This window comes from Mangrovibacter phragmitis (genome assembly GCF_001655675.1).
Taxonomy (GTDB): domain Bacteria; phylum Pseudomonadota; class Gammaproteobacteria; order Enterobacterales; family Enterobacteriaceae; genus Mangrovibacter; species Mangrovibacter phragmitis.
Genome location: NZ_LYRP01000050.1, coordinates 1 through 25368, shown reverse-complemented (window position 1 = coordinate 25368; position 25368 = coordinate 1). Strand labels below are relative to the sequence as shown.

The 25368-nt window shown below is 52.7% G+C and carries 34 protein-coding genes and 1 pseudogene; 32 read left to right on the top strand and 3 right to left on the bottom strand.

Going from position 1 to position 25368, the window contains the following annotated elements; translation table 11 throughout:
• Positions 1-5: 5 nt before the first annotated feature.
• Positions 6-356 carry an antiterminator Q family protein gene (locus A9B99_RS22255; protein ID WP_064601291.1) on the top strand — a complete coding sequence of 117 codons (351 nt, stop codon included), beginning with the start codon at positions 6-8 and terminating at the stop codon, positions 354-356.
• Positions 357-560: 204 nt separating this feature from the next.
• Here A9B99_RS22255 and A9B99_RS22250 read toward each other — a convergent pair whose 3' ends face one another.
• The gene (locus A9B99_RS22250) at positions 561-1859 is read right to left on the bottom strand and encodes a hypothetical protein (protein WP_064601290.1); all 1299 of its coding nucleotides are present in this window, start codon (positions 1857-1859) and stop codon (positions 561-563) included.
• 284 nt (positions 1860-2143) lie between these two features.
• Here A9B99_RS22250 and A9B99_RS22245 point away from each other — a divergent pair, with 284 nt between their 5' ends.
• The 5 genes from A9B99_RS22245 (at position 2144) to A9B99_RS22225 (ending at position 5065) form a co-directional block, all read left to right on the top strand.
• The gene (locus A9B99_RS22245; RefSeq protein WP_064601289.1) at positions 2144-2347 is read left to right on the top strand and encodes a DprA-like winged helix domain-containing protein; all 204 of its coding nucleotides are present in this window, start codon (positions 2144-2146) and stop codon (positions 2345-2347) included.
• Between the two features lie 150 nt (positions 2348-2497).
• A complete protein-coding gene (locus A9B99_RS22240; protein WP_064601288.1) occupies positions 2498-3541 on the top strand; it encodes a DNA-methyltransferase in 1044 nt (347 codons plus the stop codon).
• A gap of 218 nt (positions 3542-3759) precedes the next feature.
• The gene (locus A9B99_RS22235; RefSeq protein WP_197499310.1) at positions 3760-4065 is read left to right on the top strand and encodes a hypothetical protein; all 306 of its coding nucleotides are present in this window, start codon (positions 3760-3762) and stop codon (positions 4063-4065) included.
• On the top strand, positions 4065-4601 hold the full coding sequence (locus A9B99_RS22230; protein WP_064601287.1) for a lysozyme: 537 nt from the start codon (positions 4065-4067) through the stop codon (positions 4599-4601). Before A9B99_RS22235 ends, A9B99_RS22230 begins: the two co-directional genes overlap by 1 nt.
• Positions 4601-5065 carry a lysis protein gene (locus A9B99_RS22225; protein WP_064601286.1) on the top strand — a complete coding sequence of 155 codons (465 nt, stop codon included), beginning with the start codon at positions 4601-4603 and terminating at the stop codon, positions 5063-5065. Before A9B99_RS22230 ends, A9B99_RS22225 begins: the two co-directional genes overlap by 1 nt.
• 34 nt (positions 5066-5099) lie before the next feature.
• Here A9B99_RS22225 and A9B99_RS23985 read toward each other — a convergent pair whose 3' ends face one another.
• Both A9B99_RS23985 and A9B99_RS22220 read right to left on the bottom strand, forming a co-directional pair.
• Complete coding sequence (locus tag A9B99_RS23985) at positions 5100-5270, bottom strand: hypothetical protein (RefSeq protein WP_156519120.1); 171 nt, start codon at positions 5268-5270, stop codon at positions 5100-5102.
• Between the two features lie 115 nt (positions 5271-5385).
• The gene (locus A9B99_RS22220) at positions 5386-5814 is read right to left on the bottom strand and encodes a hypothetical protein (protein WP_064601285.1); all 429 of its coding nucleotides are present in this window, start codon (positions 5812-5814) and stop codon (positions 5386-5388) included.
• Between the two features lie 270 nt (positions 5815-6084).
• Between A9B99_RS22220 and A9B99_RS22215 the strand changes: the two genes are divergently transcribed.
• From A9B99_RS22215 to A9B99_RS22090, 26 genes and pseudogenes are all read left to right on the top strand, one after another.
• The gene (locus A9B99_RS22215) at positions 6085-6435 is read left to right on the top strand and encodes an HNH endonuclease (protein ID WP_064601284.1); all 351 of its coding nucleotides are present in this window, start codon (positions 6085-6087) and stop codon (positions 6433-6435) included.
• A gap of 128 nt (positions 6436-6563) precedes the next feature.
• Positions 6564-7058, top strand: a complete 495-nt coding sequence (locus A9B99_RS22210) for a phage terminase small subunit P27 family (RefSeq protein WP_064601283.1) — start codon at positions 6564-6566, stop codon at positions 7056-7058.
• The gene (locus A9B99_RS22205; RefSeq protein WP_064601282.1) at positions 7055-8788 is read left to right on the top strand and encodes a terminase large subunit; all 1734 of its coding nucleotides are present in this window, start codon (positions 7055-7057) and stop codon (positions 8786-8788) included. Before A9B99_RS22210 ends, A9B99_RS22205 begins: the two co-directional genes overlap by 4 nt.
• Before the next feature lie 12 nt (positions 8789-8800).
• Entirely contained in the window at positions 8801-8983 is a 183-nt protein-coding gene (locus A9B99_RS22200; protein ID WP_064601281.1) for a hypothetical protein, read from the top strand.
• Complete coding sequence (locus A9B99_RS22195) at positions 8983-10209, top strand: phage portal protein (RefSeq protein ID WP_064601280.1); 1227 nt, start codon at positions 8983-8985, stop codon at positions 10207-10209. Before A9B99_RS22200 ends, A9B99_RS22195 begins: the two co-directional genes overlap by 1 nt.
• A complete protein-coding gene (locus tag A9B99_RS22190; protein ID WP_064601279.1) occupies positions 10199-10849 on the top strand; it encodes an HK97 family phage prohead protease in 651 nt (216 codons plus the stop codon). The genes A9B99_RS22195 and A9B99_RS22190 overlap by 11 nt, the downstream gene beginning before the upstream one ends.
• Before the next feature lie 12 nt (positions 10850-10861).
• On the top strand, positions 10862-12070 hold the full coding sequence (locus A9B99_RS22185) for a phage major capsid protein (RefSeq protein ID WP_064601278.1): 1209 nt from the start codon (positions 10862-10864) through the stop codon (positions 12068-12070).
• A 42-nt stretch (positions 12071-12112) separates the two neighbouring features.
• Positions 12113-12442, top strand: a complete 330-nt coding sequence (locus A9B99_RS22180; RefSeq protein WP_064601277.1) for a head-tail connector protein — start codon at positions 12113-12115, stop codon at positions 12440-12442.
• Positions 12439-12828 (top strand): phage head closure protein, encoded by a 390-nt coding sequence (locus tag A9B99_RS22175; RefSeq protein ID WP_064601276.1) that lies wholly within the window; start codon positions 12439-12441, stop codon positions 12826-12828. The genes A9B99_RS22180 and A9B99_RS22175 overlap by 4 nt, the downstream gene beginning before the upstream one ends.
• Positions 12821-13327, top strand: a complete 507-nt coding sequence (locus tag A9B99_RS22170) for a hypothetical protein (RefSeq protein ID WP_064601275.1) — start codon at positions 12821-12823, stop codon at positions 13325-13327. The genes A9B99_RS22175 and A9B99_RS22170 overlap by 8 nt, the downstream gene beginning before the upstream one ends.
• Positions 13327-13887, top strand: a complete 561-nt coding sequence (locus A9B99_RS22165; RefSeq protein ID WP_064601274.1) for a phage tail terminator protein — start codon at positions 13327-13329, stop codon at positions 13885-13887. Before A9B99_RS22170 ends, A9B99_RS22165 begins: the two co-directional genes overlap by 1 nt.
• Before the next feature lie 3 nt (positions 13888-13890).
• Positions 13891-14079, top strand: a complete 189-nt coding sequence (locus tag A9B99_RS22160) for a DUF2635 domain-containing protein (RefSeq protein ID WP_064601273.1) — start codon at positions 13891-13893, stop codon at positions 14077-14079.
• Complete coding sequence (locus A9B99_RS22155) at positions 14076-15572, top strand: phage tail sheath subtilisin-like domain-containing protein (RefSeq protein ID WP_064601272.1); 1497 nt, start codon at positions 14076-14078, stop codon at positions 15570-15572. Before A9B99_RS22160 ends, A9B99_RS22155 begins: the two co-directional genes overlap by 4 nt.
• Positions 15572-15928, top strand: a complete 357-nt coding sequence (locus A9B99_RS22150; protein ID WP_064601271.1) for a phage tail tube protein — start codon at positions 15572-15574, stop codon at positions 15926-15928. The genes A9B99_RS22155 and A9B99_RS22150 overlap by 1 nt, the downstream gene beginning before the upstream one ends.
• A complete protein-coding gene (locus A9B99_RS22145) occupies positions 15925-16248 on the top strand; it encodes a phage tail assembly protein (RefSeq protein WP_064601270.1) in 324 nt (107 codons plus the stop codon). Before A9B99_RS22150 ends, A9B99_RS22145 begins: the two co-directional genes overlap by 4 nt.
• Before the next feature lie 84 nt (positions 16249-16332).
• A complete protein-coding gene (locus A9B99_RS22140; RefSeq protein ID WP_064601269.1) occupies positions 16333-18207 on the top strand; it encodes a phage tail tape measure protein in 1875 nt (624 codons plus the stop codon).
• A gap of 92 nt (positions 18208-18299) precedes the next feature.
• On the top strand, positions 18300-19022 hold the full coding sequence (locus A9B99_RS22135) for a hypothetical protein (RefSeq protein ID WP_064601268.1): 723 nt from the start codon (positions 18300-18302) through the stop codon (positions 19020-19022).
• Between the two features lie 2 nt (positions 19023-19024).
• Positions 19025-19501, top strand: a complete 477-nt coding sequence (locus A9B99_RS22130; RefSeq protein WP_064601267.1) for a hypothetical protein — start codon at positions 19025-19027, stop codon at positions 19499-19501.
• A complete protein-coding gene (locus A9B99_RS22125; RefSeq protein WP_082917939.1) occupies positions 19488-19979 on the top strand; it encodes a hypothetical protein in 492 nt (163 codons plus the stop codon). Before A9B99_RS22130 ends, A9B99_RS22125 begins: the two co-directional genes overlap by 14 nt.
• 65 nt (positions 19980-20044) lie before the next feature.
• The gene (locus tag A9B99_RS22120; protein ID WP_064601266.1) at positions 20045-21367 is read left to right on the top strand and encodes a DNA circularization protein; all 1323 of its coding nucleotides are present in this window, start codon (positions 20045-20047) and stop codon (positions 21365-21367) included.
• Positions 21364-22434: a phage baseplate assembly protein gene (locus tag A9B99_RS22115; protein ID WP_064601265.1), complete on the top strand. Its 1071-nt coding sequence runs from the start codon at positions 21364-21366 to the stop codon at positions 22432-22434. The genes A9B99_RS22120 and A9B99_RS22115 overlap by 4 nt, the downstream gene beginning before the upstream one ends.
• A complete protein-coding gene (locus tag A9B99_RS22110; protein WP_064601264.1) occupies positions 22434-22991 on the top strand; it encodes a phage baseplate assembly protein V in 558 nt (185 codons plus the stop codon). The genes A9B99_RS22115 and A9B99_RS22110 overlap by 1 nt, the downstream gene beginning before the upstream one ends.
• On the top strand, positions 22988-23401 hold the full coding sequence (locus A9B99_RS22105) for a phage GP46 family protein (RefSeq protein WP_064601263.1): 414 nt from the start codon (positions 22988-22990) through the stop codon (positions 23399-23401). The genes A9B99_RS22110 and A9B99_RS22105 overlap by 4 nt, the downstream gene beginning before the upstream one ends.
• Positions 23394-24461 carry a baseplate J/gp47 family protein gene (locus tag A9B99_RS22100; protein ID WP_064601262.1) on the top strand — a complete coding sequence of 356 codons (1068 nt, stop codon included), beginning with the start codon at positions 23394-23396 and terminating at the stop codon, positions 24459-24461. Before A9B99_RS22105 ends, A9B99_RS22100 begins: the two co-directional genes overlap by 8 nt.
• Positions 24452-25033, top strand: a complete 582-nt coding sequence (locus A9B99_RS22095) for a YmfQ family protein (protein WP_064601261.1) — start codon at positions 24452-24454, stop codon at positions 25031-25033. Before A9B99_RS22100 ends, A9B99_RS22095 begins: the two co-directional genes overlap by 10 nt.
• A 2-nt stretch (positions 25034-25035) precedes the next feature.
• A pseudogene (locus tag A9B99_RS22090) lies at positions 25036-25368 on the top strand (gp53-like domain-containing protein); the annotation flags it as partial.

The window sequence follows — 25368 nt, the reverse complement described above, 5'->3', positions numbered from 1 at the left end:
AGTGGATGAACCGTGATCGTGATATGTATGAAGTAATGGAACGCTGGGGCGCATGGGCAGCATCAGACAATAGTGGCGTGGACTGGCAGCCAATAGCTGCTGGATTTAAAGGGCTACTGCCTCATGGGAAAAAATCTCGTCTGCAATGTGACGACGATGAAGGGATTATGATTGATGGTTGCGTAACACGGTTACGAATGACAAGACCAGATGAATATCAGCTAGTTATTGCTCACTTTGTTATCGGCATCTCATTGCGAACCATCGCGAAGAAGCGGAAATGCTCAGATGGAACAATAAGGAAAGAATTAGAAACTGCGCTTGGCTTTATCGACGGGGTGCTTTCTTGCCTGTGATAGAAAAGGGTCCTATAAGGACCCTTTTCTACTAGCGACTAAAAAAACCCGGTTGGAGGTATTTGTTACTGATTTTTTTATCGTTACCGTTTCTTTTTACTGCTGGGAGCGGAGCATTTATTGGCTGAGTCGGATTAAATTTTTTTTGCCATTCTCTGAGTTCGAGATTTGTTTGAAGTGGAGTTGTCATATAGTCCCCTTTGATTAGTTTCTCTTAAAGTATTGATAATTAAGTTCTTTGTCAAAATAATGTTTTCGTTTTACCCATACAAATCCATCTCCTTTTGATATTATAGCAACATCAATGGGGCCGCCAACAGTTTCACTGTCGTTCGAGATTTTTCGTTTAAAAGCCGTTAAGTTAACTAGAGACTCCGCCATGTAACCGAGATCTTGCTTTGGTAAAAACTCAATCATTTCAACAACTTTACCTACATGATTTTCTAATATATATTGCCGAATTTCATCTGAAAGCTTATCCCAGCTTTGTTTTGCAAAGTCAATGATATCAGTGAGTAACTGTTCCTTCTCCTTAACGGGCAAAGATGAAGATTCTATTCTTTCCACCACATCTTTTAGGATTTTGTCAGCTCCGGATTCTATGGTGGGAAACATAAATTCCCGAAGTTCTCCACTCATTCCAGTCATGAAAGCGCTTACCTCATCCTCTTGCGCATAAGCAGTTACACCGCTTTCTCCACCACTTGTACTTTTATCTATATTGGGAGAATAGCGAAGCTTTTCGCCAAAAAATCCTACAACATCATAAGCCAGTATACTCGGGAAATACTCTTTCTCCCCATAACCAGCAATAACCAGCCCAGTGTTTGTCCCAAATGAAGATTTACGACAGATAATGTGAGCAAACATTATAGCAAGAGCTTCAACCAAAGTTACAGGGACTTCAATATCTGATTCCTGATACAACAGGGAATCACAGGCTTCTTGAGCTAAAGGTGTTGTAAATCCAAGGGCCTTATCAATATCAGATTCATCAAACCCTTCATAAAAATGATTGCTATTAAAATTTGCTACAAACTCTTGAGCAGCCTCTTCAACAATTACATATGTTTCAGCTGTATCAGGACTTCTTTGTTCTTTTATAATAAATGGCTTAATATATGTATCCTGAATATGTTGCATGAAACCAGGTAAAACTTTATACAGTAAAGTGTCTTCAAGATGGTTCTCTTTAATATCTCTAGGGATTATGTGATTACAATCACATAAAAAATCCCAAAATTTTTCTGCATATTGTTCAATAGTTTCATAAGACGTTTCGCCGAGTTGTCGTCTGTATTCCTTGATAATCATCTCCCAAGGAACACCACACAAAGTGCCAGTACCATAGACCATAAGACCTACCGGATGGTGTTTACTTAAGGCAAATAGTTTCTCTGCGCCATTATTTATTTTTACTGTATTTCCACCAGTAATCGTTACAGCAGAATCTGCGGCCAAAGATACTGCTAGTTTATTATAAACTGCTATTTCAGCTGTCATATATTTTCTCTTTGTATGAAATAACAATAACCATTTCTTTTATCCATCAGTATGCGGAAGAAATCAATAAAAATTAGTAACGCGTACGCAAAATATATCGTAACCTGTTAAGAGTGGTCACACAGACACAACTCTTATCAGTTCAGAAGCCTCGCCACGGCGGGGTTTTTTGCTTTTATCAGGGCAGTATCTGCGCTTCTGATATCAAAACACCATTCTTACCTTGCTGGCATGGCGAACCAGAGTTATCTGTGTAATCACACTCAGTAACCGGAAACATTCTCATGCTAAAACAGCAAGATATGACAGAAACTGCCGCCGCAGTCCTTCATTTTTTACCGTCAGATAAATGGACCTGTATTGATGATGTTGCCCGTATAACGGGTATCACTTCTCCACGGTGCCAGTTAATACTGACCCAGTTGTCTATGGCTGGTCTGGTAAAAGAGAACGGGGAAGAAGGCGGGAAGTTTACGCGCTGCCAGTAATGGCAGTTTCCTGCTGTGGAAATGGGCGGCTGGTGGGTGTTAGCGCACCCGGCCAGCCATTCGCCTATGCTTGCAGGTCACAAGCGAACCACGGCCCACTGCTTTCGCGCAAAAGCACAGTGAGCCTACCAGAGTTACGCTTTCTGATCTATGAAAAATACTGTAAAAATAAACAGTATTGAGCTGGTCAATGATGACTGCCTTCAATACATCAAAACCCTTCCCGATAATTCCATCGACCTGATTTGTACGGATCCGCCGTATTTCCGGGTAAAACCGGACGGCTGGGACAACCAGTGGAAAGGGGACAGTGATTACCTGACCTGGCTGGATATGTGCCTCGCGGAGTTCTGGCGGGTGCTGAAACCGGCGGGCAGTATTTACCTGTTCTGCGGGCACCGCCTGGCGGCTGATATTGAACTGCTGATGCGTAACCGCTTCGACGTGCTGAATCATATCATCTGGGCCAAACCCTCCGGTCGCTGGAACGGCTGCAACAAAGAAAGCCTGCGGGCCTATTTCCCGGCGACTGAACGCATTTTGTTTGCTGGTCACTACCTCGGCCCCTACAAGCCGAAAGATGATGGCTATGCGGCAAAGTGTGATGACACCAAACGGCACGTCATGACGCCGCTGATTGATTACTTCCGTAATGCCCGGGCTTCACTGGGTGTCACGTCAAAACAGATTGTGGCGGCTACGGGTAAAAATATGGCCTCACACTGGTTTGGTGCCAGTCAGTGGCAGTTACCCAACGAAGCGGATTACCTGAAACTGCAGGCGCTGTTTTCCGACATAGCCAGGGTGAAGCAGCAACGGCAGGAACTGGAAACACCGCATCACCAGTTGGTGGTTGAGTACCAGGCATTAAGCCGGCGGTATGTGGAATTACTGGACGAGTACAAAGCCCTGCGGCGCCCGTTCTCGGTTTCTGCTGCCGTACCTTATACCGATGTCTGGACACACAAGCCGGTGCAGTTCTACCCGGGTAAACATCCCTGCGAGAAACCAGCGGATATGTTGCGCCAGATAATTGAGGCCAGCAGCAGGCCAGGAGATGTGGTGGCAGATTTCTTTATGGGATCAGGTTCAACAATTAAAGCGGCTTTTCATCTTGGGCGACATGCAATAGGCGTCGAACTGGATGAGGCTCGGTTTAAACAAACTGTTGAAGAAGTCGAACAGGTGCAGTAATCGCCTCACTAAATGAGTCGAAAGTGTCAGATAAATGACTCACTATGCTGTCAGCCGTATCAGGATATAAGTCAGAACAAACATAACCCGCCACTGAGCGGGTTTTCTCGTTTTCAGGCCCCGGGTATCAACCTCAGATAACCCGTGAACCATGAAGCCCGGGAGCCTGAATCCTTTCCCTCGCACACAGCACCCCGTTCAATCGGAGGTGAGAGACTATGAAAATGAACGACCAACCCGGAAACATTGTCACGCAGTTCTTTGCGTGGCTTGCCGCGATTGCCGCCGGACTGGGGCTGACCACGCAGGATGTCGTTTACATGATATTTGGCCTGATTGGTGTCGTGATTTCTCTGGCCTCTTATGTAAACGGGCGTATCGATGCCAGGCGTCGCAGAAAGGAAGACGAAAAACGAACCAGTATGATCCGCGAATATCTGGAGGAAGAGAGTGAAAGGTCACCTTCAGAACGTCCTGCCGTGGTCAGTGTGGTTGCTGATGCGTTAAAGGAGACCGGTGAATAATGGCTGCTTCTCCTCAACTACGTTACAAACTCAGTGCCGCTGTTTTGTCACTGGTACTGGCCGGTGCTCCCGCCTCAGTGATTCTGGACCAGTTCCTGAATGAGAAAGAAGGTAACCACCTGAATGCCTACCAGGACGGTGCCGGTATCTGGACCATTTGTCGTGGCGCCACGCTGGTGGATGGAAAACCGGTAAAAAAAGGGATGACGTTAACCCGGGCCAAATGTGATCAGGTCAATGCCCTGGAGCGTGATAAAGCACTGGCGTGGGTTGAGCGCAATATCCATGTCTCGCTAACCGAACCCCAGAAAGCGGGGATCGCCTCGTTTTGCCCGTACAACATTGGCCCGGGTAAGTGTTTTCCGTCCACGTTCTACAGGCGCATCAATGCTGGTGACCGTAAAGGTGCCTGCGAAGCTATTCGCTGGTGGATTAAAGATGGCGGGCGTGACTGCCGTATCCGTTCAAACAACTGTTACGGGCAGGTATCGCGCCGGGATCAGGAATCAGCGCTGGCGTGCTGGGGGATAGACTGATGAGCCGGGTTACTTTAGGTGTCTGCATCGTTCTTCTCGGACTGGTGGCAATTCTTGGCTGGTTTGTGGACCACTATCGCGATAACGCCATCACTTATAAAAGTCAGCGAGACCAGGCCACTCAGTCACTGAACCTGGCGAACTCAATCATTTCAGATATGCAGGTGCGTCAGCGCGATGTTGCTGCCCTCGATGCCAAATACACAGGAGAACTGGCCGATGCGAAAGCCACTATTGATCAGCTTGAACGCGATGTTGCTGCTGGTAAGCGCCGGTTGCAGATCAACGCCACCTGTAAACCCGTGTCCGGTTCTACCAGCGCCTCCAGCGTGGATGATGCAGCCAGCCCCAGACTTACTGACACCGCTCAACGGGATTATTTCACCCTCAGAGAGCGAATTGAGACAGCCACAGCCCAACTGACTGGTCTGCAGGCGTATATCCATGATCTATGTATGAAATAATTTGAAAAGCCGCATATTTCTATGCGGCCGTTAATCACTGCTCTTTCCGTGCATTGATATTTGCTTCTCTGATTAGCTGCTCAGCCTCATCCATTGAGGAGGCTGCGAACTCAAATCCACCAATTGGTGTTCCTGCTTCATCAAAGTAGTTAACTTTATAGTGGGAACCTGGCACCAGTTCTGTCACTTCGGCAATCCATTTCATTGCTAGACCCTCTTTTTAGGTAAATATATAGTGAGCATTATAAGGCGCATTTGCGAGTGTGCATTATGATGCTCCATTTAAAAAACTATTATAACGCTGCCCAATGTTTTGATGTTTATAAAGTTATTCTGCCAGATTTGTGAGCAGAAGTTAATAAAGCGTGAATGATGACAATTGGCAGGTTTGTATCATCGTGCTCATATTGAGTGTAAGGGCCACCATTTTTGGCTTCTAAGGAATAGTAGCCATTAGGATTAAGGAGCAGAGATATAACCCATTCGTTGCGATCGTCATAAAAATTGACTCTTAGACCTGCTTGTAATTCTTCATTAAAGGCAATTCTAGGCTTAGCATAAACGCCATAGTCTAGATCGGGGAATTGTAATTTCAAATAATCCCCATCTTCACGACCCACAACGAAGCCGCTCAAGACAGGTACTTTGCAATGTTCAAGTAAATCAACTTTTAAGGATTTGTATCTCTTAAACAAGAGATCTTTTTTATCCTTAATTGATGAAGCAAAAATGCGCTGGATGTAGTCCATGAAAAAACTCCGTTGTATTCCGATAGATGTTGAGCAGCCATGTACTTATATCATTACGGGTAATGTATGTAAGCAATAATCAATGGTCTGAATGGTATGCATTACCGCCATATGGCGAATTTTTGTCTTAGCTATTGGTATCCGCTGATGGCTTTTTATTGCGCTTCGCATGCGCTAAGCAATCGAGAGTCCTTCAGTCGTGAGCCTGGGGAAAACTGTTTTCTCGGGAGACTGTCCCATGTGCCAGGCTCACATCTAAAAGGATACTCAATGCCACCACGAACCCCAAAAGCCTGCCGCAAACGCGGTTGTCGCAATACCACTACAGACCCCTCAGGCTACTGCGAAAACCACAAAAGCGAGGGCTGGAAACAGTACAAACCGGGACAATCCCGCCACCAGCGCGGGTACGGTACGAAGTGGGAAGTTATCCGGACTCGCATTCTTCGTCGTGATAAAGGTCTGTGCCAGTCCTGCCTGAAACAAGGCCGGGCAGTTGAGGCGTCCTGTGTCGACCATATCATTGCCAAGGCGCAGGGCGGAACAGATGAAGACTCAAACCTGCAAAGCCTGTGCTGGCCGTGCCACGCAGCGAAAACAGCGCGTGAGCGCCTGAAGTAACACCACCCTGGCCGATGGCTCACAGGGGAGGGGCGGATCAAATCTCTGCCACCTGTCACCTTCCGGACTGCCCGCCCCCCTGAATTTTTATACCCGCGAAAAATGAAATTTAACCAGGAGTGCCGCATATGGCTGGAACGGCGGGGCGTTCCGGGCGCCGCCCCAAGCCAACGGCGCGCAAGGAGCTGGCCGGAAACCCCGGCAAACGAGCCCTGAATAAAGAGGAACCGACATTCACGCCTATCAAGGGTGTGGCACCGCCTGAATGGTTTATCGAAGATGATCTGAAACTGGCCGCCATCATGTGGGAGCTGACGACCAAGGAGTTATGTGGTCAGGGGCTGTTGTGTGTCACCGACCTGGCTGTACTGGAGCGCTGGTGCGTAGCCTATGAGTTCTGGCGGCGCGCAGTGCGCAACATTGCCAGCCAGGGCAACACGATAACCGGCGCGATGGGTGGGCTGATTAAGAACCCGGAACTGACGGCGAAAAAAGAGCAGGAATCCGAAATGAGTTCCACCGGCTCCATGCTGGGGCTGGACCCGAGCAGCCGCCAGCGCCTGGTGGGGCTGGCCGGGCAGAAGAAAACCACTAACCCCTTTCTTAAGATGATCACCCCATGACCCGTAAATCCTACCCGAACGTGAATGCCGCGAATCAGTACGCCCGCGATATCGTTCGTGGAAAGAAACCGGCATGCCAGTATGTGATTCAGGCCTGCCAGCGCCACATTGATGATCTGGCGGCGGAGAAAGGGAAGACGTTTCGTTACCGCTTTGACAAAGACCTGGCCGAGCGGGCGGCGCGTTTTATCCAGCTGTTGCCCCATACCAAAGGCGAGTGGGCTTACAAGCGGATGCCGATAACGCTGGAGCCCTGGCAGTTGTTTATTGTCTGCAGCGCATTTGGCTGGGTGCAGAAGGGTACCAAACTACGCCGGTTCCGCGAGGTTTATACTGAGATCCCGAGGAAAAACGGCAAGTCGGCTATTTCTGCCGGTGTGGCTTTGTTCTGTTTCACCTGTGACGATGAGTTTGGCGCGGAAGTGTATTCCGGTGCCACAACGGAAAAACAGGCCTGGGAAGTGTTTCGCCCGGCCAGGCTGATGTGTAAACGTACTCCGCTGCTGGTGGAGGCGTTTGGAATTGAAGTGAATGCGTCAAACCTGAACCGTCCCGGCGATGGTGCCCGTTTTGAACCCCTGATTGGTAACCCGGGTGATGGTGCTTCACCGCACTGCGCCATTGTGGATGAATACCACGAACACCCCACTGACTCGCTGTACACCACCATGCTCACCGGGATGGGGGCGCGGCGCCAGCCCCTGATGTGGGCCATCACTACCGCCGGGTACAACATTGAAGGCCCCTGTTACGACAAGCGGCGCGAAGTCATTGAGATGCTCAGTGGGGCGGTACCGAACGATGAGCTGCTTGGTGTGATTTACACCGTTGATGAAGGTGACGACTGGACCTCTCCGGCGGTACTGGAAAAAGCCAACCCGAATATGGGGGTGTCGGTCTACCGTGACTTTCTGCTGAGCCAGCAACAGCGGGCCATCAATAATGCCCGTCTGGCCGGTGTGTTTAAAACCAAACACCTGAATATCTGGGTGGCGGCCCGGGCGGCGTATTTCAACCAGGTGAGCTGGCAGCGTTGCGAGGATAAAAGCCTGACGCTGGAAAGCTTTGAAGGGCAACCCTGTGTTCTGGGGTTCGACCTGGCGCGCAAGCTGGATATGAACAGCATGGCCCGGCTGTTCACCCGGGAGATTGACGGTAAAACCCATTATTACAGTGTGGCGCCACGATTCTGGGTACCGTATGACACGGTGTACAGCACTGAACGCAGCGAAGACCGGCGCACGGCTGAACGTTTCCAGAAATGGGTGGAGATGGGATTGCTGACGGTTACGGATGGGGCTGAGGTGGATTACCGCTATATTCTGGAAGAAGCCAAAGCCGCCAACAAACTCAACCCGGTTTCAGAGTCGCCCATTGACCCGTTCGGGGCAACAGGCCTGTCTCATGACCTGGCAGATGAAGACCTGTCGCCCATTACCATCATTCAGAACTACACCAATATGTCCGACCCGATGAAGGAGCTGGAGGCCGCCATCGAGTCCGGGCGTTTTCACCATGACGGCAACCCCATCATGTCCTGGTGTATCAGCAATGTGGTCGGCAAGTTTCTGCCGGGCAATGACGATGTGGTGAAACCCGTCAAAGAGCAGAACGAAAACAAGATTGACGGTGCCGTGGCACTGATCATGACCATCGGGCGGGCGATGTTGTACGAAAAAGAAGAAACCCTGTCTGACCGTATTGAGTCCTACGGCATCCGTTCACTTTAACCTGAGGCATTTATGATCCTGATGATACTCACGCCATTAATCGGCGTGCTGGGAGCCCTGTTGCTGTCATATGGCGCATGGCTGATTTATCCCCCGGCAGGCTTCATCACCGGTGGTCTGTTGTGCCTGCTCTGGTCCTGCCTGACAGCGCGCTTTTTATCCACCACCAGTACCGGCCCGGCGGGAGATGAATAATGTTTTTCCCCGGCCTGTTCCGGAAAGGGGATGCCCCGGTGACCACGCCTGCCGCACTGGCCGAGGATGTGGGGTATTCCTGGGACACCTATACCGGGAAACGGGTAAGCAGCCAGAAAGCCATGCGGCTGACTGCCGTGTTTGGCTGTATCCGTGTCCTGTCCGAATCCATTGGTATGTTGCCCTGCAGCCTGTACCGCTCAGTGGAGAAGGGCAAAGAAAAGGCGACCAGTGAGCGCCTGTATAAGCTGCTGTCACTGAAACCTAATGACTATATGACCCCCCAGGAGTTTTGGGAGCTGGTGGTGTTATGTCTGTGCCTGCGTGGCAATTTCTACGCCTACAAGGTGAAAGCCCTTGGCGAAGTAGTGGAGCTGCTCCCCCTCGATCCGGGCGCTGTCACACCCAAACTGAATAATCAGTGGCAGCCGGTTTACCGGGTGACCTTTCCCGATGGCTCCACGGATGTGCTGGGGCAGGAAGATATCTGGCATGTGCGGATCCTGACACTGGACGGGCTGGTGGGGCTCAACCCGATCGCCTACGCCCGCGAGGCCATTTCACTCGGCCTGGCGACCGAAGAGCATGGCGCCCGGTTATTTGGGAATGGCGCGGTGACGTCCGGCGTATTACGCACTGAGCAGCAACTGAGTGATGTGGCCTATAACCGGCTTAAAGCGGATTTTGAGGCGAAGCACCAGGGGCTGGCCAATGCCCATAAGCCGATGATCCTCGAAATGGGGCTCGACTGGAAATCCATGGCGCTCAGTGCCGAGGACAGCCAGTTTCTGGAAACCCGTAAATTTCAGCTTGAAGAAATCTGCCGCCTGTTTCGTGTCCCCATGCATATGGTGCAGAACACTGACCGGGCCACGTTCAACAACATTGAGGAATTGGGGATGGGCTTTATCAACTATTCCCTGGTGCCTTACCTCACCCGTATCGAGCAGCGCATCAATATTGGCCTGGTGCGCGACAGCAAGCAGGGCACGTATTACGCCAAGTTTAACGTGGGCGCTCTGTTGCGGGGTGACATGAAATCGCGCTTTGAAGCCTATGCCACGGCGATTAACTGGGGCATGTATTCCCCGAATGACTGCCTTGAACTGGAGGACCGCAACCCGCGACCGGGTGGTGATGTGTACCTGACACCCATGAACATGACCACAAAACCCTCTGATGGCAGCAAGCAAAAACAGGAAGAAGGTGATCACCATGCTGACTAAACAACGCCTGGATGTGCCGCTGAAACTGAAATCTGTCAGCGATGCCGGGGAATTCGAAGGCTATGGTTCCGTTTTCGGGGTGAAAGACAGCTTCGATGACATTGTGGTACCCGGCGCATTCAGCAATTCGCTGGCGGGCTGGAAAAGCAAAAACGCGCTGCCCTCGATGCTGTGGCAGCACCAGATGTCCGAGCCGATTGGCATTTATACCGAGATGCGTGAGGACGATGTCGGGCTCTACGTCAAAGGACGGTTACTGATTGACGATGACCCTCTGGCGCGTCGGGCGCATGCACACATGAAGGCCGGTTCGTTAACCGGCCTTTCTATTGGTTATGTCCTGAAAGACTGGGAGTACGACCGGACCAAAGAAGCCTTTCTCCTCAAGGATATTGACCTCTGGGAAGTCAGTCCGGTGACTTTCCCGTCCAATGATGAAGCCCGGGTGAGTGGCGTAAAGAGCGCTTTTGCCCGTGGCGAACTGCCGGATCAGAAAACTGTCGAGCGGGTCCTGCGCGATGTTGGACTCTCCCGCACCCAGGCCAAAGCATTCATGGCCGGGGGCTATGGCGAACTGTCCCGGCGTGACGCCGGAGGCCTGAACGCCGCACTGGATGCACTTAAAAACATCACCTTTTAATCAGGAGTGAATATGGCTGTTGAAATTAAAGACGTTGAGCAGGTCGCGCAGGAGCTGCAGGCGAAGTTCAATGACTTCCGCGAGAAAAACGACAAACGCCTTGAGGCGGTTGAGCAGGAAAAATCGGCACTGGCCGGGCAGGTGGATACCCTGAACGGGAAACTGACCGAATTGGATTCCCTGAAATCTGCTCTGGAAGATGAACTGAAACAACTGAAACGCCCCGGAGGTGCCACGCAAACCAAAGAGGCCGGTGAGCATAAAGCGGCCTTTATGGATTTTGTCCGCAAAGGTCGTGATGACGGGCTGCGCGACCTGGAGCGTAAAGCCCTGCAGGTGGGCAATGATGAAGACGGTGGTTACGCCGTACCGGAAGATCTGGACCGCAGTATTCTCACCCTGCTGAAAGATGAAGTGGTGATGCGCCAGGAAGCCACGACCATTACGGTCGGTGGGGCCAGTTACAAAAAGCTGGTTAATCTGGGCGGAACAGCTTCTGGCTGGGTAGGCGAAACGGATGCCCGTCCGGCAACGGATGCATCGAAACTGGGGCAGATTGAACCCTTTATGGGCGAAATCTACGGTAACCCTCAGGCCACCCAGACCATGCTGGATGATGCGTTCTTTAACGTGGAAGACTGGATCAACAGTGAGCTGGCCACCGAGTTTGCCGAGAAAGAAGATATTGCCTTCACCAGTGGTGACGGGACCAAAAAGCCCAAGGGTTTTCTGGCTTATGCTTCTTCTCTGGATCCGGATAAAACCCGCGCCTTCGGTACCCTGCAACATATTCTGTCCGGGGCTGCAGCCGGGGTAACGGCGGATGCCATCCTGAAACTGATTTATACCCTGCGTAAGGTTCACCGCAACGGGGCTAAGTTCATGATGAACAACAACAGCCTGTTTGCCGTGCGCATCCTCAAGGACAACGAAGGCAACTATCTGTGGCGCCCCGGTCTGGAACTGAACCAGCCGTCTTCCCTCGCCGGTTACGGGATTGCCGAGAATGAGCAGATGCCGGACATTGCGGCCGATGCCAAAGCCATTGCATTCGGGAACTTTAAACGCGGCTACACCATTGTTGACCGTATCGGGACACGTATTCTGCGCGACCCCTACACCAACAAGCCTTTTGTCGGGTTCTACACCACCAAACGAACCGGCGGCATGCTGACGGATTCGCAGTCCATCAAACTGCTGCAGATTGGTGTTGCAGAATAATTTCCATCAACCCGGGAGCGCAGGCTCCCGGCGGAGTGACCGATGAGCATTCTTTCTCTGGCTGTTATCAGGCAGCAACTCCGGCTGGAAGAAACGTATACCGATGAAGACGCGCTGCTGACACTGATAGGGGCAGCAGCTGAGGCCAGAACGGCGACATTTCTTAACCGTAATCTTTATGCAGCAGAAGCGGATATCCCGGAAGGTGGAGACGAAACCGCACTGGTGGTACCGGACGATCTGCGTCTTGCGATGCTGATGCTGGTCACCCATTTTTATGAACACCGTTCCACGGTTTCTGATTTTGAACAGAGTGAAACGCCCATGGCGTATCAGTGGATTGCCGGACCCTACAGGTTTATTCCGCAATGAAAAACCGCCAGTCACAAACCAGTATTGATTACCAGTTGCCTGAGCCTGGCGAACTTAACCGCCGGGTTCTGCTACGCCAGCGTACCGATATCCCGGCGGATGATTATGGCAACACGCCGGAATACCAGAACAGCCAGCATGCCTGGGCAAAAGTACGGCAGGTCAGCGCCACCGTGCTGCATGAATCCGCCCAGACCGACAGTGCCATTACCCACTATTTCACCGTGCGCTACCGGGCCGGGCTGACCTCTGATTATGAGGTGGTTTACAGCGGGAGGGTGTACGCCATTCGCCGCTGCCGCGATTTAAATATGGCCCGGCGTTACCTGCTCCTGGAGTGTGAAGAGCTGGGCGCAGAAACACCGGGAGACACCCTGTATGGCTAAACCGGTGTTCCATGTCGATTTTCAGCAACCGAAAGAACTGGTGTTCAACCGGGCAAGGTTACGCCGGGCATTTATCCGTATTGGTCAGGTCCACATGCGTGATGCCCGGCGGCTGGTCATGAAGCGGGCTGTTTCAACCCCCGGGCAAAATCCCGGGTACCAGACCGGGCGGCTGGCCCGCTCCATTGGCTATTACGTGCCACGGGCATCAAAGCGCCGTGCCGGGCTGATGGTCCGGATCGCGCCGAACCAGAAGAAGGGGGAAGGGAACCGGCTGATTGAAGGTGATTTTTACCCGGCCTTTCTGTTCTACGGTGTTCGCCGTGGTGCGAAGCGGCAAAAACGCCACCACCGCGGGGCTTCGGGCGGCAGTGGCTGGCGCATTGCTCCCCGCAATAACTTTATGGTCCAGGTGCTGGAAAACCGGCGGCCATGGACGCGTTATTTACTCAGCCGTGAGCTGAAAAAATCACTCAGGCCAGAAAGGAAAAAACGGTAATGAAACTGTCGGTGATTATTGGTGCCATTCGGGGGCGTTGCCCGGTGTTTGGTGGTTATGTGGCGGGTGCCGCTGAATTTAAGGGCCTGCCGGAAACCGGGAAAATGCGCCTGCCGGCAGCCTATGTTGTCCCACTGGAAGATGCCGCACTGGAGCAGAAAAGCCAGACAGATTACTGGCAGGTTATCCGGGAAGGGTTCTCGGTCATTGTGGTGCTGGATAACTCCCGTGACCAGCGCGGCCAGGCGGCTTCTTATGATGCGGTTGAAGAGGTCAAGCTTGCCCTGTGGAAGGCCCTGCTGGGTATGCGCCCGGATGAAGGCAGTGACATTGTTATCTATGCCGGTGGGCAATTGCTGGATATGGACCGGGGCAGGCTTTATTACCAGTTTGATTTTACCTGCGACCGGGAAATCACCGAAGACATGACCCGCCAGCAGGAAGAGCTGGACGCACTGGATGCCTTCACCGGGATGGACATCAATATTGACTACATCGACCCGGGTGACGGGCCGGACGGCAACATTGAGCATCACACCCAAATTAACCTTAGCGAGTAATTCATGAAACTGAAACCTGTAAACGGGCGGTCGGTTCCCGACCCGGCCCGTGGCGACCTTTTGCCTGAAACCGGGCGAAACGTCGAAAAAAGCAGTTACTGGATCCGGCGCCTGGCGACCGGAGATGTGGAAGAGGTTGTGGCGCTGACAAAAGCTGCCACAGCAACCGACAAACAAGGTGGTGAAGCATGACCGTCAGTTTTAATTCGGTGCCATCGGATATTCTCGTACCGCTGTTTTATGCCGAAATGGATAACAGCCAGGCCAACACGGAAACCGACAGTGGGGCATCACTGATTATCGCCATGGCGAACACGGGCAGCAGCATCACGCGCAATAAGCTGGTGATCATGCCGTCTGCCGGGCTGGCCGGGAAACAGGCCGGGCGCGGAAGCCAGCTGGCACGGATGGTGAGCAAATACCGTAATGTCGATCCCTATGGTGAATTATGGGTGATTGCGGTGGATGCGCCGGAAGGGGACGCCGCCACCGGGACCCTCACCCTGACCGGTGCTGCTCAGGCCTCTGGCACACTGAGTCTGTATATCGGTACCGAACGGGTTCAGTCAGCCGTTGCCACCGGTGATACGGTGAGTGAGATGGCTTCTGCTCTGGCGGATGCCATCAATGCTGACCTGGATTTACCCGTGACAGCTGCGGCAGCAGCAGGGGTGATAACCCTGACAGCCCGGCATGCCGGTTTGTGTGGCAATGAGATTCCTGTGGTGATGAATTACTACGGTACCGTGGGTGGGGAAGACTTACCGGACGGTGTGACGGTCGCTATTGTGGCGATGTCAGGGGGGACCGGCGCACCAGAACTCGATGCCGCAGTGGCGGCGATGGGCGATGAAGCGTTTGATTTTATCGGCCTGCCATTCAGTGATTCTGCCTCGGTTGAAACCCTGGCGCTGGAAATGAACGACGATTCCGGGCGCTGGAGTTACGCCCGGCAGTTATACGGGCATGTTTATACCGCTAAAGCAGGCACCCTGTCTGACCTGGTGGCATTTGGTGACACCCAGAACAAACAGCATGTTTCGGTGGCCGGGTATGAGCCGGAAACCCAGACGGCGGTGGATGAACTGGTGGCGCTGCGCACGGCCCGTAATGCGGTGTTTATCCGTAATGATCCGGCCCGCCCCACGCAGACCGGTGTGCTGACTGGCGCACTCCCGGCAAAAGCCGGTTCACGTTTTATCATGACAGAGCGCCAGTCGCTGCTGAAACACGGTATTGCCACAGCGTGTACGTCAGGCGGAGAGCTGTGTATTGAGCGCGATATCACCACGTACCAGACCAACAAGTACGGGGTGGCGGATAACAGCTATCTGGACAGTGAAACCCTGCACACCAGCGCTTACGTGTTACGCCAGCTGAAAAGCATCATCACCAGCAAGTACCCGCGCCACAAACTGGCTAATGACGGTACCCGGTTTGGTGCCGGTCAGGCCATTGTCACCCCGGCGGTCATTAAAGGGGAGTTGTGCACGGTGTACCGCACCATGGAGCGTAACGGGATCGTCGAGAATTACGACCTGTTTAAAGCCCACCTGATTGTTGAACGCAACACGGATAACCCGAACCGGGTGGATGTGCTGTTCCCGCCGGATTATGTCAACCAGTTGCGGACGTTTGCTGTGCTGAACCAGTTCCGCCTGCAGTACAACGAGGAGAGTGAATAATGGCCCGTATTGCCGGTACCTGTTATTTCAAAGTTGACGGGCTTCAGTTGTCGCTGACCGGCGGCATTGAAGTGCCGATGAACACCACGCTGAATGATGATGTGATTGGCCTGGATGGCTCGGTTGACCGGAAGGAAACCCACCGGGCACCGTATGTCAAAGGCACCTTCAAGGTGCCAAAAGACTTCCCCATCAGCAAAATCACTTCATCAGATTCGATGACCATTACCACCGAACTGGCTAACGGTATGGTCTACGTCCTGTCAAATTCCTGGCTGCATGGTGAAGCAAACCATAATGCCGAAGAAGGGACAGTGGATGCTGAATTCCACGGTACCGAAGGAGACTACCAGTGAAAGAAATCGTACTGACCCGGGCCATTATGGCTGCCGGGGAAAAACTCAGCGTGCTGGAGCTGCGTGAGCCCACCTACGATGAAGTGGAACAAATGGGTATCCCGTTCAGTTATACCGAAAGTGGTGAAATGAAGCTGGATACGCGCTCAGCCCTGAAGTATATCCCGGTTCTGGCGGGGATCCCCCGTTCATCGGCCAGCCAGATGGTGCTTAAAGATGTGTTTATGGTGTCGATGAGTATCGTCGGTTTTTTTACGGGGTCGGAGAGCAGCGCCACCTCAGAAAGCGACTCTACAACACCGCCCATTTCTGGCGCATAAACCCCCTGGAACTGAAATCTGTGGCGGTCAGCCGGTTTCTGGAAATGGAAGCCGAAGCAGTGCGTATCAGTGAGGAAATAAATCATGGCTGACAGTTTTGAGTTGAAGGCCATCATTACCGCAGTGGACCAGATGTCCGGTCCACTGAAAGGGATGAGCAAAAACCTCAAAGGGTTTCAGAAAGAAGCCAAAAGCATCATGATCAATGCGGCTGCCATGGGTGCCGCGCTGGTCACAGCATTTGCGGTCCCGATCAATAAGGCCATTGCGTTTGAATCGACCATGGCCGATGTCCGTAAGGTTGTGAACTTTGATACCCCGCAGCAGTTTAAAGAGATGAGTGATGACATTCTGACCCTGTCCACTCAGCTTCCCATGGCTGCCGAGGGGATAGGCCAGATTGTGGCGGCTGGCGGGCAGGCAGGTATTGCCCGGCAGGATCTAAAACAGTTCGCCTCAGATGCAGTGAAAATGGGCGTGGCTTTTGACCAGACAGCGGAAGAGTCAGGCCAGATGATGGCGACCTGGCGTACCGCGTTTAAAATGTCCCAAAGTGAAGTGGTGACGCTGGCTGACAAGATTAACTTCCTGGGCAATACCGGCCCGGCCAACGCCCGTAAAATTTCTGATGTTGTGACGCGAATTGGCGCAATTGGTAAAACGGCGGGTCTGAACAGTGGGCAGGTTGCCGCGATGGGGGCCACCATCACGGGCATGGGGGTGGAATCAGAAATTGCCGCCACCGGCATCAAGAATTTCACCAAAACGCTGACAGCCGGGAAGGCGCTGAGTAAATCTCAGGCCGGTGCCCTTAAGCAACTGGGGTTTGATGGTGTCAAACTGTCTCAGGACATGCAGAAAGATGCCGCCGGTACTGTGCTTAAAGTGCTCGAGACTATCAGTAAGGTGGACAAAGCCCGTCAGTCTGCCGCGCTGTTTACCCTGTTCGGCTCTGAATCTTCTGCTGCCATTTTCCCCATGCTCACTAATCTGGAGTTGCTGAAAACCAATTTCCGGCGTGTGGCAGACGCCCAGCAATATGCCGGGTCCATGCAGAAAGAATACGATTCACGGGCCGCTACCACGGCGAACGCGTTGCAACTGATGCGAAACCAGTTCGATGCGGCCAGTATCACTATCGGTGAAATCTTCCTCCCGGACATCGTGAAGCTGACAAAGAAAATTCAGCCGATGCTCGAGCAGTTTCGCCAGTTTGTAAAAGAGAACCCGGAACTGATCCGCAAAACCCTGAAGTTTGGTTTAACGCTGGTGGGCATTGCGTCTTCCGTTGGTGTGGCGACAAAGGCCTTCAAAACCTTTGATGCCATTATGAAGATGTCCACCATGGGTAAAATGGTGTCCCTGCTGGTGATTGGTGCCGGGCTGATTGTCAGTAACTGGGATAAAGTCGGGCCGGTGGTGAAAGAGGTCTGGAATAATATCAATGATGTGGTTCAACTTCTTGGTGGGTGGGAACCGGTGCTGATGGGGATCTCCACCCTTGTTGCGGGTGCCTGGCTGACATCGATGCTGAAAGGGCTGTCCGGTGCCAATGGTGCTGCGGGTGGGCTGGCTAAAAACCTGCGCGGCATAGCCAGCATGGGCACTATTACGGTGACCATCAGTGTTCTGTTTGAACTGATGAAAAAGCTGGATTCCATGCACCAGGAAGCGGCGAAAAATAATATGGATATTGGCACATATATGGCCGAACAGGTGCAGAAATCCGAGAGTGACCGGGGGTATAAAGGCTTTATTCCCCGGCTGAAAGAGTTGCTGAATGTTGACGGCAGCCAGAATTCATCAGTACCGCTGGCAAGCCCAAGGCCACAACAGAGTGAACTGAAAGTGTCTTTTGATAATGCGCCACCGGGCATGCGGGTAACACCTGCCACTGGTGCGGCTCACCCATGGAATGTCAGTTACGATGTGGGGTACAACCGGTATTCAGGAAGGTAACGTATTTACAGATAATTCCTGGTTTCTGTTTCGTTATCCCGCTATGTAATGGAGTGTATTCAAAAAATAATCAGTAGAAAGGGAAAACGGTAATGGATACAGCCTTACTTAGTGCTCTCGATCAGGATGGGCAGAAGAAATTCGAACATGCAATTGCGGCCCTTCAAGGGGATCTGACTGCCACTATGGCAACCTTGAATATCGATCCCAAGACACGACTTGAATATGGTCGCCGCATTAAGTTGATGTCCGATGAACTCTACGCTAAAGCGAGTAGGGGAATAATCAGTTGGCAGGAAGCGGCTGCCGAAGCCAGTGAAACACGAAATCTCATTATGGAATTAATGCGCTTTCGAACGACTCCCGTAGGTAAATCAATTGCGCAAAAATTAAAAAAGGAAGGTAAGACTTTTTCCGATTTAATCAAAATGAAGACCGAGTCTGTCTTTGGCAAAAATGTATTATTTGAACAGTTATCTTCGACTCAGAAAGACCAGGTTTTTGCTGCAATTGTTAAGTCATCAGGAAAATCGAATCCAAAAATCAACGTGAAGTTAACTCGTTGGGGGATTGCGGGTAAGGGGCTTCTCTTCTTAACGCTTGCAGTAGCTATTTATCAGATTTATTCCTCTGATGACAAACTGGTGGAGGCAGGGCATCAGGCTGCAATTGCGGGGGCTGGTGTTATGGGGGGATGGCTCGGTGGTGCGGCTGCAGGTTTAGTTTGTGGCCCGGGAGCGCCAGTGTGCGTTGTGATAGGTGCCTTTGTTGGTGGTGCGCTGGCAGCATGGGAAATGGACAGCATCTGGAACTGATAATGAAGCAAGTTGATAATTTTTCTCTTCAGGTTGTCAGGGAGTCTCAGGACACCCAGATGGGGGAATATAATGTTCTTTTTGATGGCAATATCACGGGAATTAACGTTCCATATTGTGTGGTAGAAGCAGCGGTTAAAGTTGATGAAGATCTGTTTTTGCTGTTTCTCACCGATGATGTTCCCTTTGAAGAAATGCTGCACATTGCATTGATTCATATGAAGCAAGGGATACTTGAAATGATTGACCTTGGTGGTGCATATACCACAGGGTCCTTTAAACACCTTGAAATAGAGAACGACAGGGTTAATTTCCATTTCATTGGTGATACCACATGGACAGTACGTATTGCAGAGAAACCATTTTTTCGCATGCCATTTACCGGTGATCCACGGGGTATCTCACGCCCGATGGCGATGAAACACTACATCCTGATTTCGGCTGATCCACCGCCTGCAAGAGCAGATGGAAGCCGTTAAGACATTAATGATGAAACAGGTTAAGAATGTGTCCCTTCGCACGGTCGGGGCTTCTGTACCTGAAAAAAATAAAGATGGAGAGTACGAAGTTCTTATTGATGAGCAACCAACGGGAATAACCGTTCCTTACTGCGATATAGAGGCTGCGGTTAAGGTTGATGCGGATAGATATTTATTGTTTCTGACTAACGATACGTTGTTTGAGGAAATGCTACGTATTGCATTAATCCGTCCTGGAGACGGTGTTATCGATATGCTGGTGGTTGGCACCCCCTATTCAACAGGCATTTTTGAAGAGCTTGATGTTCAGAAGACTGCCGTTAACTTTCGTTTTATTGGTGATACAACCTGGACCGTAAGTATCCCGGACAAACCGTTTTTCCGTATTCCGTTTATTGGTGATCCTCCTTGCGTATGGCATTCATTTACGCCGAAGCGTTACATCCGGATTTCTGCTAATCCGCCAAAATGGCAATGACCATTGCTGAGTCACCCCTTTTAATATGACCCGCTTCGGCGGGTTTTTTTACACCCGGAGAAACCATGAGCTGGACAGATAATCTCCAGGATGCCTCACTACGGGGTGTTCCATTTAAAGTGGACGAGGATGAAGCCACTTTTGGGCGACGGACACAGACGCATGAATACCCTGGCCGGGATAAGCCCTGGGTGGAGGATTTAGGCCGGGCTACACGCCGTTTCAGTGTCCAGGCTTATCTGGTTGGTGACGATTACTTTGAGCAGCGTAACCGCCTGATTGAAGCCATCGAGAAACCGGGCTCCTGCACACTGGTCCACCCGTATTATGGTGAAATGACAGTGACTGTCTCTGATGAGGGGCGTGTCAGCCATACCCGGGAAGAAGGGCGTATGTGCCGCGTCAGTTTCAGCTTTATCGAAACGGGGGAATTGTCATTTCCTTCAGCGGGTATTGCGACCGGAACCAAACTGGCCGACTCCTGCTCCTTGCTGGATGACTGTATTTCTTCGGCATTCTCATCCTTTGGTCTGGACGGGCTGTCTGATTTTCTTCAGAGCGGCGTTCTGGACGATGCCTCTGCCATGATGGACACCGTCACCGATGCGTTCAAGTACGTGGATTCCGGTATCAGTGCGGCATCCCGTTTGTTGCAGGGTGACCTGTCGGTGTTGCTGATGCCGCCTTCCAGTGGCATGAACTTTGTTAACCAGCTGCAGACGCTGTGGCGGGCCGGTACCCGTCTCAGTGGAAACACGTCGGATCTTATCTCCATGGTCAAAGGCCTGTCAGGTGTCACGCTGGACAGTGGCCTGGCGCCACGGGGTGTCTGGAAAACGGACAGCACCACAACGCAGACCCGCACCACCCAGAGCAATACGGTGGCGCAGGCCATACGCACAACGGCACTGAGTGAAGCGGCTTATACCGTTGTCAGTCTGCCAAAAAGTACCACCACCACCGTGACAACCGGGCAGACTGCTCAGGTCAGCCACCCGGCGGTAACGGATATTTTGCCTGATACCGATGCCGATAGCGTGGGCGTCACCACATCTGTCAGTACCGATGAAACCCCGTCATGGGATGATTTAACCGCCGTCCGGGAAGTGCTGAATACCGCAATAGACCAGGAACTGACACGGGTAACGGATGACACACTGTTTCTTGCCCTGCGCCAGATCCGCACCGATGTGAATAACGACATCAGCGCCAGGCTGGAACAGTCGACCCGCCTGACTGAACGCACACCGGTGCAGGTCCTTCCTGCACTGGTTCTGGCCGCTGACTGGTATGACGATGCCGGGCGGGAAGGTGACATTACTGCCCGTAACGGCGTTATTCACCCCGGCTTTGTGCCGGTGAAAACCCTGAGGATCCCGTCAGTATGAACAATACAGTTATTCTGCGGGTAAACGGGCGGGAGTGGGGCGGCTGGGAGTCAGTCAGAATATCAGCCGGTATCGAACGTATTGCCCGCGATTTTAATGTTCAGATAACCCGGCAGTGGCCTGGTGATGAAGAGCAGGCAAAGAAACGGGCGCGGATCCGCAACGGCGACAGGGTTGAGGTGCTGATTGGTGACGACCTGGTGATCACCGGCTGGGTGGAGGCCACGCCTGTTCGTTATGACGCGCACAGCATCACCATGGGGATTGTCGGTCGCAGTAAAACGGCTGACCTCATTGACTGTTCTGCCACCCCCTCGCAATACAGTGGCCGCTCAATGGTTCAGATAGCCAGCGCCCTGGCGAAGCCATTTGGTATCAGTGTGGTGGATGCCGGGGGAGTCACCGGCGCACTGCAGGGTATTCAGGCAGACCAGGGCGACACGGTGATGGATGTCCTGAACAAGATGCTGGGGTTGCAGCAGGCACTGGCCTATGACAATGCCAGTGGTAACCTGGTGATTGGCAGCCCGGGGGCGGTTAAAGCCACCACCGCCCTGGTCTTTGGCGAAAACATTCTGAGCTGTGACACCGAGCAGAGTATTAAGGATCGTTTTTCTGTCTACGAGGTGGCGGGCAAACGCGCCGGTAATGACAGCGATTTTGGCGAAGCAACCACGACGGCAATCCGCGGGCAAACCGTGGATAACGGTATTGCCCGTTACCGCCCGCTGATTATCCGCCAGACCGGCAATGCCACATCCGCCAGTTGCGGTTCACGCAGCGAGTTTGAAATGCGCCAGCGTGCTGCCAGAACGGACGAAGTGACCTACACGGTGCAGGGATGGCGCCAGGGAGATGGCACTCTGTGGCAGCCTAATATGCAGGTGATTGTCTTCGACCCGGTCGTGGGTTTTGACAACCGGGAAATGGTTATCGCAGAAGTCACCTGGCAGGTGGATGAGGGCGGCACGGTCAGTGAAATTCGTGTCGGCCCGGCTGATGCTTATCTGCCAGAACCCCCCAAACCCCGCAAGAAGAAGGCCAGCAGTACACAGGAGTACTTCTGATGGCAAATCTGTTTCATTCCCTGCACCAGGCAATCAGTAATCTGCTCGAGCGGGCCGTGATCCGCACCACGACCACCACGGCAAAGTGCCAGGTTCTGCAGATATCCATGCCGGGCGGTGAGGGGAAAAGTGATATTGAACACCTGGAGCCTTACGGCTTTACCTCAGCACCCAAAGCAGGGGCAGAAGCCGTGGCGGCGTATTTTGACGGCGACCGCTCACATGGTGTGGTGCTGGTGGCCAGTGACCGCCGGTACCGCATAAAAGGCCTGGCTACCGGAGAAGTGGCAATTTATGACGACCTTGGTCAGTCTGTCACTCTGACCCGCTCAGGGATAGTGATTAACGGTGCGGGGAAGCCGGTAACGGTCACCAATGCCCCGAAAGCCCGGTTTGAGATGGATATTGAAGCCACCGGGAATATTACGGACAGGTGTGACAGCACGGGCAAAACAATGGCCGCCATGCGACAGGTATTTGACTCGCACACGCACGAAGAAAACGGCGATGGCGGCGGAACAACGGATGAACCGAACCAGAAAATGGAGGGCGCATGATCCTGGTTGTAAACGGGGCAGAGCAGAAAGTCTCTGATCCAATGGATGCGTTAACCCGGGCGGTGGTGATCTCCCTGTTCACCTGGCGGCATGCCGAAACCGATGACAGCCCGGAAGATCCGAATGGCTGGTGGGGCGACACCTACCCGACACAGCAGAATGACCGTATCGGCTCCCGCCTGTATCTCCTTAAGCGCCAGAAACTCACCAATAAAACACCACTCAAAGCCCGGGAGTATGTCACCCAGGCGCTGGCGTGGCTGACATCCGATGGTGTGGCGGCACGGGTGGATGTTACCGCCGAACGTACCGGCCTCAGTACGCTTTACCTGGCTGTCATGATTTACCGGAATGACGGCACCACACAGGAAATCCGGTTTAATGACCTATGGAGTGAACTGAATGGCTGACAGCGGTTTTACCCGCCCGACACTCCCCCAGTTAATTACCGCCATCCGCAGCGATATTCTTACCCGGCTTTCCGCCGACACCACACTTGCCGCACTTCGCCGGACTGACGCCGAGGTGTATGCGCGGGTGCAGGCCGCGGCGGTACATACGGTGTATGGCTATATCGATTATCTTGCCCGGAATTTATTACCGGACCTGGCGGATGAAGACTGGCTGTTACGTCACGGGAATATGAAACGATGCCCCCGCAAAGATGCCACTGCGGCAGCCGGTTATGTGCGCTGGGAGGGTGCTGCACCGGGTATCACTATTGACGCCGGGGTAACCATACAGCGCGATGACCTGGTATCGTTCACCACAACGGCTGCGGCTACCACGTCAGAAGGTGTTTTACGGGTGCCGGTGACCTGTGATGATACCGGAACAACAGGCAATACCGATGACGGTATCGCCATGCGGCTGACTTCTCCGGTTGAAGGGCTCACCTCTGCTGGTGTGGCTGATACGGTGGAAGGGGGAACCGATACAGAAGACCTGGAAACCTGGCGCGGGCGGATCATCGAGCGCTGGTATTACACACCACAAAGTGGTGCGGATCAGGATTACATCACCTGGGCTAAAGAGGTTTCCGGTATTACCCGGGCATGGACTTACCGCCACTGGAGTGGCGTGGGAACGGTCGGTGTGATGGTGGCGAACAGCGACCTGATTAACCCGATACCGGATGACGCAGTAGTGGAGGCAGCGCAGGCTTATATCGAACCTCTGGCCCCGGTTGCCGGTTCTGATGTGTATGTGTTTGCCCCTGCGGCGCATACCGTCGATTTTCACATCCGCCTGAACCCGGACACCGAAGAGGTGCGCTATGCCGTGATGGCAGAAGTCAGGGCCATGATGTTGCGTGATGGTGTGCCGGAAGGTGTACTGAAACCGTCACGTATCAGCGAGGCCATTTCCATCGCCACCGGGGAATACAGTCATGAACTGGTCAGCCCGACAGAAGATACCAGTATCGCGAAAGGTGAAATCGGGGTGGTGGGGGACTTCACATGGACCTGACAGCACAGTACCGCCAGATGTTGGGTGTCCTGCTCCCGCGTGGCCCGGCATGGGATCCGGATGATTTATTGCTGACCGGCCTGGCACCGTCACTGTCCCGGGTACACACCCGGGGTAATGACCTGATGAATGAAATCGACCCGCGTACAGTGACAGAACTCATCGACCGCTACGAGACGATTTCTGGCCTGCCGGACAGTTGCACTCCGGATGGCACCCAGACACTTTCAGAACGGCGCCAGCGGCTGGATGCAAAACTGAACCTGGCCGGAGGTATTAACGAGGCATTTTACCAGGCACAGCTTGAAGCGCTGGGTTATCCGGATGCCACGATAACCCGGTACCAGAAAAGCCAGTTCACCTGTAACTCACTCTGTACTGATTCTCTTTTTTCCAACGAGTGGCGCTACTACTGGCAGGTCAATATCCCTGAGTCGGCGCAAATCACGGCAATGACCTGTGTGGATACCTGCACATCTTCCTTACGCGCCTGGGGCGACACAGTTGCTGAATGTGTTATCAGCAAACTGGCACCGTCTCACACGTATGTCATTTTCCGCTACACGGAGTAACCATGCATCGTATTGATACATCAACAGCCCAGGCCGACAAGTTCGGCGAGGGGAAGAACGGCTTTACCGGCGGTAACCCGCAAACAGGTGAACGGCCCACGGCGCTGGACGCAGACTATGTTGACTCCATCCAGGAAGAAATTTGCGGCGTTATCGAGGCGGCGGGTATTGCCCTTGATAAAACACAACGCAACCAGTTACTGACGGCGCTGCCATTATTGTTTTTAAGCCGGGCCAATCCATTTTCTGACATCGCTGCTGATGGCGCTGAAGCGATTGCCACCGCTCTCGCAAACCTTGGTTTGGGAGATATCGCCCTGGCGGGGGTGTGCACC

Excerpts from the sequence above, each read along its gene's own strand:
- A9B99_RS22255 (WP_064601291.1), top strand. The coding sequence starts at position 6 with ATGAACCGTGATCGTGATATGTATGAAGTAATGGAACGCTGGGGCGCA.
- A9B99_RS22250 (WP_064601290.1), bottom strand. The coding sequence starts at position 1,859 with ATGACAGCTGAAATAGCAGTTTATAATAAACTAGCAGTATCTTTGGCC.
- A9B99_RS22245 (WP_064601289.1), top strand. The coding sequence starts at position 2,144 with ATGCTAAAACAGCAAGATATGACAGAAACTGCCGCCGCAGTCCTTCAT.
- A9B99_RS22240 (WP_064601288.1), top strand. The coding sequence starts at position 2,498 with ATGAAAAATACTGTAAAAATAAACAGTATTGAGCTGGTCAATGATGAC.
- A9B99_RS22235 (WP_197499310.1), top strand. The coding sequence starts at position 3,760 with ATGAAAATGAACGACCAACCCGGAAACATTGTCACGCAGTTCTTTGCG.
- A9B99_RS22230 (WP_064601287.1), top strand. The coding sequence starts at position 4,065 with ATGGCTGCTTCTCCTCAACTACGTTACAAACTCAGTGCCGCTGTTTTG.
- A9B99_RS22225 (WP_064601286.1), top strand. The coding sequence starts at position 4,601 with ATGAGCCGGGTTACTTTAGGTGTCTGCATCGTTCTTCTCGGACTGGTG.
- A9B99_RS23985 (WP_156519120.1), bottom strand. The coding sequence starts at position 5,270 with ATGAAATGGATTGCCGAAGTGACAGAACTGGTGCCAGGTTCCCACTAT.
- A9B99_RS22220 (WP_064601285.1), bottom strand. The coding sequence starts at position 5,814 with ATGGACTACATCCAGCGCATTTTTGCTTCATCAATTAAGGATAAAAAA.
- A9B99_RS22215 (WP_064601284.1), top strand. The coding sequence starts at position 6,085 with ATGCCACCACGAACCCCAAAAGCCTGCCGCAAACGCGGTTGTCGCAAT.
- A9B99_RS22210 (WP_064601283.1), top strand. The coding sequence starts at position 6,564 with ATGGCTGGAACGGCGGGGCGTTCCGGGCGCCGCCCCAAGCCAACGGCG.
- A9B99_RS22205 (WP_064601282.1), top strand. The coding sequence starts at position 7,055 with ATGACCCGTAAATCCTACCCGAACGTGAATGCCGCGAATCAGTACGCC.
- A9B99_RS22200 (WP_064601281.1), top strand. The coding sequence starts at position 8,801 with ATGATCCTGATGATACTCACGCCATTAATCGGCGTGCTGGGAGCCCTG.
- A9B99_RS22195 (WP_064601280.1), top strand. The coding sequence starts at position 8,983 with ATGTTTTTCCCCGGCCTGTTCCGGAAAGGGGATGCCCCGGTGACCACG.
- A9B99_RS22190 (WP_064601279.1), top strand. The coding sequence starts at position 10,199 with ATGCTGACTAAACAACGCCTGGATGTGCCGCTGAAACTGAAATCTGTC.
- A9B99_RS22185 (WP_064601278.1), top strand. The coding sequence starts at position 10,862 with ATGGCTGTTGAAATTAAAGACGTTGAGCAGGTCGCGCAGGAGCTGCAG.
- A9B99_RS22180 (WP_064601277.1), top strand. The coding sequence starts at position 12,113 with ATGAGCATTCTTTCTCTGGCTGTTATCAGGCAGCAACTCCGGCTGGAA.
- A9B99_RS22175 (WP_064601276.1), top strand. The coding sequence starts at position 12,439 with ATGAAAAACCGCCAGTCACAAACCAGTATTGATTACCAGTTGCCTGAG.
- A9B99_RS22170 (WP_064601275.1), top strand. The coding sequence starts at position 12,821 with ATGGCTAAACCGGTGTTCCATGTCGATTTTCAGCAACCGAAAGAACTG.
- A9B99_RS22165 (WP_064601274.1), top strand. The coding sequence starts at position 13,327 with ATGAAACTGTCGGTGATTATTGGTGCCATTCGGGGGCGTTGCCCGGTG.
- A9B99_RS22160 (WP_064601273.1), top strand. The coding sequence starts at position 13,891 with ATGAAACTGAAACCTGTAAACGGGCGGTCGGTTCCCGACCCGGCCCGT.
- A9B99_RS22155 (WP_064601272.1), top strand. The coding sequence starts at position 14,076 with ATGACCGTCAGTTTTAATTCGGTGCCATCGGATATTCTCGTACCGCTG.
- A9B99_RS22150 (WP_064601271.1), top strand. The coding sequence starts at position 15,572 with ATGGCCCGTATTGCCGGTACCTGTTATTTCAAAGTTGACGGGCTTCAG.
- A9B99_RS22140 (WP_064601269.1), top strand. The coding sequence starts at position 16,333 with ATGGCTGACAGTTTTGAGTTGAAGGCCATCATTACCGCAGTGGACCAG.
- A9B99_RS22135 (WP_064601268.1), top strand. The coding sequence starts at position 18,300 with ATGGATACAGCCTTACTTAGTGCTCTCGATCAGGATGGGCAGAAGAAA.
- A9B99_RS22130 (WP_064601267.1), top strand. The coding sequence starts at position 19,025 with ATGAAGCAAGTTGATAATTTTTCTCTTCAGGTTGTCAGGGAGTCTCAG.
- A9B99_RS22125 (WP_082917939.1), top strand. The coding sequence starts at position 19,488 with ATGGAAGCCGTTAAGACATTAATGATGAAACAGGTTAAGAATGTGTCC.
- A9B99_RS22120 (WP_064601266.1), top strand. The coding sequence starts at position 20,045 with ATGAGCTGGACAGATAATCTCCAGGATGCCTCACTACGGGGTGTTCCA.
- A9B99_RS22115 (WP_064601265.1), top strand. The coding sequence starts at position 21,364 with ATGAACAATACAGTTATTCTGCGGGTAAACGGGCGGGAGTGGGGCGGC.
- A9B99_RS22110 (WP_064601264.1), top strand. The coding sequence starts at position 22,434 with ATGGCAAATCTGTTTCATTCCCTGCACCAGGCAATCAGTAATCTGCTC.
- A9B99_RS22105 (WP_064601263.1), top strand. The coding sequence starts at position 22,988 with ATGATCCTGGTTGTAAACGGGGCAGAGCAGAAAGTCTCTGATCCAATG.
- A9B99_RS22100 (WP_064601262.1), top strand. The coding sequence starts at position 23,394 with ATGGCTGACAGCGGTTTTACCCGCCCGACACTCCCCCAGTTAATTACC.
- A9B99_RS22095 (WP_064601261.1), top strand. The coding sequence starts at position 24,452 with ATGGACCTGACAGCACAGTACCGCCAGATGTTGGGTGTCCTGCTCCCG.